Source organism: Mesotoga sp. HF07.pep.5.2.highcov (assembly GCF_003666285.1).
GTDB lineage: Bacteria > Thermotogota > Thermotogae > Petrotogales > Kosmotogaceae > Mesotoga > Mesotoga prima.
This window is the reverse complement of sequence record NZ_JFHJ01000575.1, coordinates 1-7,005: the sequence shown is the minus strand read 5'-3', so window position 1 is coordinate 7,005 and position 7,005 is coordinate 1. Positions and strand designations below refer to the sequence as shown.

Annotated in this window: 6 protein-coding genes; all 6 read right to left on the bottom strand. The window is 45.5% G+C overall.

Features of this window, described 5'->3' with window-relative positions; translation table 11 throughout:
• Window positions 1–1,265, bottom strand: a 1,265-nt coding sequence (locus tag BG32_RS12155) for an L-fuculokinase (protein WP_121526909.1), incomplete at its 3' end; no start/stop codon positions are given.
• Window positions 1,262–2,218, bottom strand: a complete 957-nt coding sequence (locus BG32_RS12150; RefSeq protein WP_121526908.1) for a 1-phosphofructokinase family hexose kinase — start codon at window positions 2,216–2,218, stop codon at window positions 1,262–1,264. The genes BG32_RS12150 and BG32_RS12155, both read right to left, overlap by 4 nt.
• Window positions 2,202–3,170 (bottom strand): sugar-binding transcriptional regulator, encoded by a 969-nt coding sequence (locus tag BG32_RS12145; protein WP_014730058.1) that lies wholly within the window; start codon window positions 3,168–3,170, stop codon window positions 2,202–2,204. The genes BG32_RS12150 and BG32_RS12145 overlap by 17 nt, the downstream gene beginning before the upstream one ends.
• A gap of 3 nt (window positions 3,171–3,173) precedes the next feature.
• Window positions 3,174–4,010: a carbohydrate ABC transporter permease gene (locus BG32_RS12140; RefSeq protein ID WP_121526907.1), complete on the bottom strand. Its 837-nt coding sequence runs from the start codon at window positions 4,008–4,010 to the stop codon at window positions 3,174–3,176.
• On the bottom strand, window positions 4,007–4,873 hold the full coding sequence (locus tag BG32_RS12135; RefSeq protein ID WP_121526906.1) for a carbohydrate ABC transporter permease: 867 nt from the start codon (window positions 4,871–4,873) through the stop codon (window positions 4,007–4,009). The genes BG32_RS12140 and BG32_RS12135 overlap by 4 nt, the downstream gene beginning before the upstream one ends.
• A gap of 67 nt (window positions 4,874–4,940) precedes the next feature.
• Complete coding sequence (locus tag BG32_RS12130) at window positions 4,941–6,182, bottom strand: sugar ABC transporter substrate-binding protein (RefSeq protein WP_014730055.1); 1,242 nt, start codon at window positions 6,180–6,182, stop codon at window positions 4,941–4,943.
• Window positions 6,183–7,005: the final 823 nt, after the last annotated feature.

The window sequence follows — 7,005 nt, the reverse complement described above, 5'->3', positions numbered from 1 at the left end:
AGAGCGGTCAATTCGCTTGTAGGCAAAACCCAGATCTCTTTTCCGAGCAATGAAGCCTTGTATTTCATCAGCAGGCTATTGAGGCTTCCTCCTCCTCCGCTGATGATTGGTAGCTCTTTTCTTGTAATCTTCTCAATGTTATCCACGATTCGCTTGCTGATCGAGGAAAGGTATATGTAAGCAGATTGCATCAGTTGCTCCTTGTTCAAAGGAATAGGCATTTCAAGAAGTGTTATTCCCTGCAAACCTTCCCCAACAACGAGATCGCCATTCACAAGGAAGAGCGGTCTTGAGTTCAGCTGGCCAAGTTTCTCAATTTCATTATTTAGTCTCTCGTATCCTTCCTTCGTGGCATCGGTCTGGGTTAGGTCCATTAGGGATTGGAGTAGTTTTCCGTAATATCTAACATTGCTTTCGATGTAGTACTGATGATCCTCGTATGCTATTCCTACCGTTCCCCCCGGCATAAATGGGCCGGCAAAATCCAGAGATTCGGCGGTACCGGAAACAACGGCGGCAATTACGGAGGCCGAACCCATTGAATCAAAGAGAAATTCCTTTCCACGCGCAAATGCCCGTGCCGCGTAAAGCCCTGTGATATGATCGTGGCCTGCGCTAATAAGAGGAATTCCCGATTTAGTGTGACCAACTGGTTCACCAGTGTATCTGAGTTCGCCCATCGTTTCTTCGCTTTCGCCGATGTACTTTATCAGTTGCGAGTTCCATCTGCGAGAGTGTATGTTGACCATGAAGGATCTGCATGCCTGGCTCATATCCCAGGCAGGTACACCTCCCAGCGAGTAAGCAAGATATGAAGACACTGGTAGCCAGTTCTCCACACCTTCTGGCCTGAAGAGTTCCTTCTGAAGGAGTATCTTGTAGAGCGAGAAGGTGTAACTATTTTCCACCCCCGTTATTCTGTAAGGAGCGAGATTGTCAACCGATTCTCTATGACTTTCCCATAAGGGATAAGTCGATCTGTCATACCACATCACGGGTTTTGACAGTGCTTTTCTCTGCCTAACAGGGATAACCGTCTCTCCAAAGCTGGAAAAAGCTATGGCAGCAAGAGAATGAAGGGTACCGACCTTTCCGATTATACTCTCGACGTATGACCTGGTGAGTTCTAGATCTAGAAACTCGACTCCTCTCTCTTTATTCTTCGGAGTCGACGAATGTATCACTTCAAGGATCCTCCCATCTTCTCCAAGAACCAGGCACTTGATGTTCGTCGTTCCAATGTCTATCCCGAGAAAGACATTCATAATACCACTTCCGTAACAACTACGTCGCCGATTACCTTTTCTACATCAGAGTATTCGAAAATCGCGGCTCCATAGTGCATGGTATTCGCGGCGCCACAAGCGGTCGCGATCTTCAGCGCCTCTCTCTTCGACATCTTCGCCTCTTGACCATATATGAGCCCGGCAAAGAAAGAGTCTCCCGATCCAACTGAAAAGTCAGAAAAGACTTTCATCGATCTCGCGTGGAGCTTTTCGCTTTCCGAGAGCCACACACTGCCCATTTTTCCATTCGTGATTATGAGATCCCTTATCGAATATTCCCTTCTGAAATCATCCATCGACTTGAAATCGTCTTTATTGATTCCAAAGGCTACCTTCAGCTCATCCGCGTTGATTTTTAAGAGTTCCGGTGAAACCGTCACGATCTTAGACAGCCAGGAACCGGCAATGTCCACTTTAAGACTGCAACCGGCCTCTCTGGCAATTCTCACAAGTTGAAGAAGTGAGCCGTTCTCGAACCCTCTCGGGGCACTCCCGGAAATTACAAGGTTCATACCCGGTCTAACATGACCTTTGAAGAACTCCATAAAACCCTCTATTTCGCCCGGCTTCATGAGAGGTCCAGGTTCATTTATCATAAGCATTTTGTTTTCGTACTCGTAAACAAGGGCAGTGTTAATTCTGTTTGAGTCTTCTATCCAGAAGTTTTCTGTCACTATTCCCAGACGATCACATTCTTTTTCAATTATCGTTCCAACCTGCCCGCCAAGTATGTTTATGCAGAAATACTCACTGTGCCCGAGAACCTTGGATAGTACTCTCGCAATGTTGAGTCCCTTACCGTCCACGAGTGTTACTACTTTGTCTCCGCGTACCACGTTCGGGATCTTTGTAGGATTCTTGAGAATAACCCAGTGATCATAACAAGGATTTAAATTAAGGATACAAGTATCGATGTTATTGTCCTCCTTCATCGTAAACTATGTATTCTTTCACAAACTTTGCTGTGAACTCATCTGTTATAAGAACATCCGCAAAGCCACCTCTAAGCATTCCCACCAGACCATCCACTTTGTGGTGGCCAGCAGCTACAATGACTCTTTCGCCTGCATTCATATATTGCTCGAAGCTAAGGTTAATACACTTGTCGAGGATGCTCTTCTCAAATCTTTTGCCGTTTATATCGAAGTAATGGGTCAATACGTCTCCTACCACATTGTTCTTCTCGAGCTCGTCCGCATAGCTCACTTCGAGCAAATTCTCTCTGAATAGGGGTGATCGCGCGATGGAGTATCCGACACTACAGATGATAATATCCAGTGAGTTCCAGAGTTTCTGGATGTTCATGTACTCAAGGGATTGCTTTGTATTCTCCAGCTGGCGGGCGTTTTCGAATATGAAGGGCAAATACATTGGAACGGCTTTTCCCGATAGCCGAGTGGCGAAATTCTGGACAATGTGGTTGATGTTAAACCTTTTGTCGGCGAGTCTTGCGGTACCCCCTGATAAAGGTATAAGTTGCCAGTCCGGTCTTTCAAGTCTCTCAATCGATTCCGCTACGGTAAAGATTGTGTTGCCCCATCCAAGCCCGATATTCATAGGCTTTTCAGGCAAAGTTCTCAGATATTTATGAACCTCTCTAGACAAAGCCTTCAAGACAGTCTTTTCGTTCCTCGCACCTCTTGCGATGAACATCTTCTTCAGACCATATCTCTCCCTGAAGAAATCCTCGTATTCCCTTCTAATGGATGTCTTTACCGATGGCTGCTCAACTTCAATATGAACGATTCCTCTTTCTTGCGCCATCTTGAGATATTTGCTAATCTGTACTCTGGAAACGCCGTACTTATTAGCAATATCCTTCTGGAGCATTCCTTTCACGTAGTAATCGGTCGCAACCTCGAAAAGCAGTTCATCGCTAATCATCTCTTACTCCTTCACAGATCCGCTTACCAGTCCCGCTATAAAGAACTTCTGCAAGATCATGAATATTATGAGCGGCGGAATCGTCGCCAGTATCGATCCTGCAAAAAGCGGACCCCACCTAGTCTGATACTGACCCACGAAAAGCTGAAGGAACGTCGGGATTGTCTGTTTTGCCTTTGATGTCAGAATAGACATCGAGTACATGAGTTCACTCCATGAAAACAAGAAGGCGTAGACGCCTACGGCTGCTATCCCTGGAAGCGTGATTGGCAGAATAACCTTTCTGAACGCCTGGCCAAAGGTACAGCCGTCTATTCGTGCAGCTTCTTCCAGCGATTTCGGTATTGATAAGAAGAAGGTTCTCATGAACATAATAGAAATTGGCGTTGTGAATGGCAAGTAAGATAGGATCAAGCCAAAATATGTATTGAGAATTCCAATATTGTTGAGCGTCTTAAAAATCGGTAGAAGGAACACTACGACAGGAAGCATCTGAAATACCATAACTCCTGTAAGAAGAGGCCTCTTGAATCTGAACTCATATCTGGCAAACGCATAGGCGGGAAACAATCCAATAAGTATGGAGAAGAACATTGTCCCAGTTCCTACGATTACACTGTTCTTGAAGTAAGACCAGAAATTCATGTCGGCTATCTTGTCAAAGTGTTCTCTCGTTGGTTCGAAAATGAAATATTTTATTGGATAGGCATAGATATCCGGATAGGTTTTTATCGCAGTCAGGATAAGCCACACAAAAGGGAAGGCTATCACCACTGATAGGAATATTAGCAAAGAATAGGTAATTGACTTCTTGACCTTTTTCTTTGTGTTTCTCTTCATCTCGCTTCCTCCTTTGCAATGCTTCTCAGGAAGACAAATGCGATAGCGAATATTGCAACGAACAGAATATTTGAAAGTGCGGCTGCTTTATTGAACTCCAGGAACCTGAATCCAAGTTTGTAGATATAGGTAACTACAGTCTCTGTACCGTATCCCGGTCCGCCTCCCGTCATGATGTAGATCAGCGGGAAGTAGTTGATCGTCCAGATCACAGTAAGCATAAGTGTTGTCATAATGACCGGCTTGAGCTGAGGAATAGTAATCCTCCAGAATCTTCTGATAGAGTTGGCGCCGTCGATTTCTGCAGCTTCATAAAGATCGGGTGGTATTGTCTGAAGCCCTGCCAGGAAAAACATTCCAGAAAGGCAAAAGCCTTTCCATATGTTTGCAATTATTACCGAGATCATAGCCATATTTTCAGTAGCGAGCCAGGGTATGTAATCATTTATTATGTTCATTTTGACCAGAACATCATTGAGCACTCCATACATATCGTTGTACATCCACTTCCACATCACACCGGCAACAATGTCCAGCGTTGCCCAGGGAAGTATGAGAATGATGCTCCTGAATATTATCTGCCCTTTTGTCGATTCATTTAGAAGCAGAGCGACGAGCAAGCCGAGAAGCAACTGTCCAAGTACGCTTCCTATTACCCAGACAACGGTGTTAATCATCGATCTACCGACAACAGGATCGGTGAACACATTGGAGTAGTTCTGAAGTGTGAAGGCACCCTCTTCCGTTGTGAAACTGCTGTAGATATTAGAGCCTATAAGATAAACGAAGAGCAAGACTATTATCAAAAGATAGGGCAGTACCATTTTGAAGGCTGTCTTCTCTTCTCTTGCAAGTTTACTCATCTGTTTTCAACCCTTTCATCAGGGAGTAATGAAAGGGCGGGCTCTTGCCCGCCCCATGGAAAGTTTATCACTTAGCCAGTATAGCGTTTACATTTGCCTCAGCAGTTTTAATTGCTTCTTCAGGTGTTACTTTTCCAAGAAGAACGTCCTGAATCATGATTTGAATCTGCTCAGAAACCTGAGGATATTCGGGAATTGGAGGTCTTGAGACTGCGTGTGGGAAAGTCTCAAAAATGACCTTCCACTTTGGGTCCTGAAGAACTGGTGAATCAAAACAAACGTCCTGTCTGGAAGGCATTGGCCCGCCTTTAGCTTCGATCCAGGTCATCCAGGTTTCATAGCTTGTCAGGTACTTCGCGAGTTCCCATGCATTATCCTTGTTTTTACTTGCAGATGGGATAACCAGTGCCCAACCACCGAGAACACTTGCGGGTGTTGCTCCATAAGGATGAAGAGAAACGCTGTAGTTCCCAACTATATCGGGATTTGCTGTCTCAATGAGCGGGAAAGACCAAGGTCCGCCAACCGCCATTGCAACTCTGTTCTGAGCCATCATGTTTCTGTAGTCATCTTCGTTATACGTAACTGCGTTGGGGCTTACGGCATAAGTCAGCGCTAGATCGGTATAGAACTTGAGAGCTCTGAGGCCCTCAGGAGTGTTAAAGGCCGCTGCCGAGTAGTCATCCGTCAAAAGCTGACCACCAGCGCCGTAAAGGAAGATTATGTAAGCGAGCGTTGTGTGCTCAGTCTTGGTACCGCTGACTCCGTAACCGAACACTCTTTTGCTGGCATCTGTAAGCTTCATAGCCTGATAGACCAGTTCTTCCCATGTTGCCGGTGGATCGTTCCTGTCAAGTCCGGCCTGATCGAACATCGTCTGATTGTAAAGAAGAAGTCGGCAATCTGTATACCACGGAAGACCGTATCTTTCGCCGTTGTGCAGAACCGTCGGCCACAGATTCGGCCAGATTTGCTCAGTTCCATCCCAGGAGTCAAGAAGAGCGCCCATTGGTTCTAACCAGCCCTTCTCTGCAAATGTTGGAACCCATCCACCTAGGTCGGCGAACGCAAGATCAGGGCCCTGACCTGCCTGTAGTGCCGTTAGAAGTTTGTCGTAGTAAATGTCAAAGCCGAACAGTTGAACCTCTACCTTAAGCCCTGTTTCCTCTTCGAACTTCCCCACAATCATTTCCCAGGTCTCATCGAGCTCAGCAACTTGTCCGCCAATCCAGATATTGATTACCTGGGATACTCCTGTGAAAGCCAGTACAACCAGCATCATGAATACCAGTAGCGTAGATTTTCGCATGTAATAACCTCCCTTTTTGTATTAAGTTACATATGTAACTTACTTATGTAACCATTTAATTCTATAATCTACAAGCTCTAAAAACCAATTCGAACTAGAATCGATGTTGACCGATTAAAACCATTCTAGGTCGAATAGAAGCAAGAAACTCATTTCTAATAAGAATTCTCTCTGAAAATGCAATAAGAAACTGATAGAATCGCTAAATTAAAATGAGCCTCAAAGGTCTGAACTCAACCGAGAGAAAAACAGAGGATTAGTTGCAAGAACAAAAAGGGGAGCGCAAGTCCAGCGTCTTGGCTCTGGGTTTGGTAAACAGAAGTCATTGCCCACCAATGATTATCAGTGCTACTCCAGACGGAATTTGACAATTTCGTAATTGCCTAACATTGTCATCCCGAACTTGTTTTGGGATCCGGGCTTATGAGAAACCGTGATCGGGGGTAGCGGCTAGGGGGTTGGAAAGAACAAAGGATCAGTTCCAAGTTGTGAGTTGCAGTGTGCGAATAAATTCGATCCAAACGGATGTAGGGGCGTGCGGCGGCACGCCCGCTATTAAGGATCAGTCTTCCCAAGGATAGAGATCGTCCTCTTCAATAGTTGAACGAACCTAGAGATTCTGGCCAGAAGCATGCCAGAATGACGGGAAGGACTGTCATCCCGAACTTGTTTCGGGATCCGGGCTTATGAGAAACCGTGGTCGGGGGTAGTGGTGTCAAAAACGCTATCGGCTTCGATGACTATGCAGTTTTTGAGAAACCATGGTCGGTGGTAGCGGCTAGGGGGTTGGAAAGAACAAAGGATCAGTTCCAAGTTGTGAGTT